We start from the raw sequence: 2303 nt of genomic DNA on the forward strand, positions 1-2303 counted from the left end.
AGGGTCGGTGGCGCGCCGGTCGGGCCCGCCCCGGTCGCCGTCGGCCCGACCGGGGGCGTGGTCGAGTCGGTCGGGTCGCCGCCGGGGGTCCCGGCGTCGGTCGGGTCGGTCACCGCCCTGGTCACGGTGGGTGAGGCCGCCAGGCCCGGCGTCACCCCGAGCGCGACCGCCAGCCCGGCCGCCAGGGTCGCCACGGCCAGAGCGGGGGTACGCCGGGCGAGGGACCGCCGAACGGCACGCGCGTCCACGCCGGGCATCTGACCTCCGTGACCCTGGGTGAGAGTTCATTATTCGGTAACAGTTGCGGCGGGGCACTAGTACCAGCGGAAAATATTCGGTGACGGCCGGGTCGCCCTCGCGTCGTCCGGTGCGGCCCGCCGCCCGGTAGGCTCAGCCACCGTGACCGGTTACCTGGGCTCGTACGCGACGCTCGGGCTGCTGCTGCTCGCTGCCGTCCTCTTCTTCGTCACGGCGTTCTCGGCTAACCGGGTGTTACGTCCCGGCCGGCCGGCCGACCCGGTCGGCAAGCGGACCGGCTACGAGTGCGGCCTCGACCCGGTCGGCGGCGACTGGGCGCAGATGCAGATCCGCTACTACGTGTACGCGTACCTCTACGTGCTGTTCGCCGTCGAGGCGGTCTTCCTCTTCCCCTGGGCGATGGTCTTCGACCGGCCCGGGTTCGGCGCGGTCACGGTCGCCGAGATGGGCGTCTTCGTGGCCGTGGTCGCGCTCGGCATCCTCTACGCCTGGCGCAAGCGCATCCTGCACTGGACCTGACCACCGCGCCGGCCGGGCCGGGCCATCCGGCGCCGGCCGGTCAGGCCAGGCCGCGGCGGGTGAGCGTCGGCGGCCGGTCGCCCCGGATCGAGGCCACCATGTCCAGCACCCGCCGGGTGGGCAGCACCTGGTGGGCGCGGAACACCTGCGCGCCGAGCCAGGCCGACACCGCCGTCGCGGCCAGGGTGCCCTCCAACCGCTCCGGCACCGGCAGGTCCAGCGTCTCCCCGATGAAGTCCTTGTTCGACAACGCCACCAGCAGCGGCCAGCCGGTGCCGGCCAGCTCGTCCAACCGGCGGGTGATCTCCAACGAGTGCCGGGTGTTCTTGCCGAAGTCGTGCGCCGGGTCGATCAGGATGCCGTCGGGGCGTACCCCCAGGGACACCGCGCGCTCGGCGAGCCCGGTCACCGTCGCGACCACGTCGGCGACCACGTCGGTGAAGGCGGCCCGGTGCGGCCGGGTCCGGGGCGTCAACCCGCCGGCGTGCGAGCAGACCAGCCCGACGCCGGTCTCGGCGGCCACCCGGGCGAGCGCCGGATCGGCCCCGGACCAGGTGTCGTTGAGCAGGTCCGCACCGGCCGCCACCGCCTCGACGGCCACCTCGGCCCGCCAGGTGTCGATCGAGATGACCACCTCGGGGAACGCGGCCCGGACGGCGGCGATGGTGTCCACCGTCCGGCGGATCTCCTCGGCCACGTCGACCTCGTCGCCCGGCCCGGCCTTCACCCCGCCGATGTCGATGATCTCCGCGCCCTCGGTGACCGCCCGCTCCACCGCGCGCAGGGCGCTGTCCTGGGCGAAGGTGGCGCCCCGGTCGAAGAACGAGTCCGGCGTCCGGTTGACGATCGCCATCACCACCGGCTCACCCGGGGCGAAGGTCCGCCCCCCGAGTCGCAGCGCCCCGGCCAATTCCGCCTCCCGCAGGTCACCGGCCGGACGACCCGGCCGACGCCGACGCTATCCGGTCGCCCGACCCGCCCCCGCTGCGGTACGACCCCGGCGACCCGGCCCGTCGCCGGGCCGTCCCGGCCAGAAGATCGGTGACGATGATGGTGGTTGGGGTCGCTCCGGAGGGTGTCCCCGTGCCACGATCTCTGTATGGGTCAGACTCTGCTCATTCTGGTCGTCGCGTTGACCGTGGCGGCGGTCGTGTTCGGCGTGACGGTGCTGATCTCCGGTCGGGACGGCCTCGCGCCCACCGAGCCCGACGGCAGAGCCGTCCCGCTGCCGGGTGGCCGCCCGCTGCGGGAGTCCGACGTCGGCGCGCTGCGCTTCGACACCGCCCTGCGCGGCTACCGGATGGACCAGGTCGACCAGGCGATGCGCCGGGCCGGCTACGACATCGGGTACAAGACCGAGCTGATCGGGGTGCTGGAGGCCGAGATCACCGCGCTGCGGGAGGGCCGTACCGCCGACGCCGACGCGCTGCGCCGTACCCGGGAGGAGGCCGCCGGCGGCGCGCCCGACGCCTCCCCGACGCCCGCCGACGTGCCCGCCGACCCGGACGGGCCGGCCACCGGGGCCG

Annotated in this window: 3 protein-coding genes and 1 pseudogene; 2 read left to right on the plus strand and 2 right to left on the minus strand. The window is 74.6% G+C overall.

Annotated elements, in window-relative coordinates:
• Window positions 1-257: pseudogene (locus tag H1A17_RS33925) on the minus strand (hypothetical protein); the annotation flags it as partial.
• 142 nt (window positions 258-399) lie between these two features.
• Between H1A17_RS33925 and ndhC the strand changes: the two are divergent.
• Complete coding sequence (gene ndhC / locus H1A17_RS33930) at window positions 400-777, plus strand: NADH-quinone oxidoreductase subunit A (RefSeq protein WP_145917741.1); 378 nt, start codon at window positions 400-402, stop codon at window positions 775-777.
• A 40-nt stretch (window positions 778-817) separates the two neighbouring features.
• Here the strand turns inward: ndhC and folP are convergent, their stop codons facing one another.
• On the minus strand, window positions 818-1687 hold the full coding sequence (gene folP, locus H1A17_RS33935) for a dihydropteroate synthase (protein ID WP_194823803.1): 870 nt from the start codon (window positions 1685-1687) through the stop codon (window positions 818-820).
• 189 nt (window positions 1688-1876) lie between these two features.
• Here folP and H1A17_RS33940 point away from each other — a divergent pair.
• The coding region (locus tag H1A17_RS33940; protein ID WP_194823804.1) for a DivIVA domain-containing protein at window positions 1877-2303 on the plus strand (427 nt) is incomplete at its 3' end.

The sequence above is a fragment of the Micromonospora sp. S-DT3-3-22 genome (assembly GCF_015354745.1).
In the GTDB taxonomy this organism is placed as follows: Bacteria; Actinomycetota; Actinomycetes; order Mycobacteriales; family Micromonosporaceae; genus Micromonospora; species Micromonospora wenchangensis.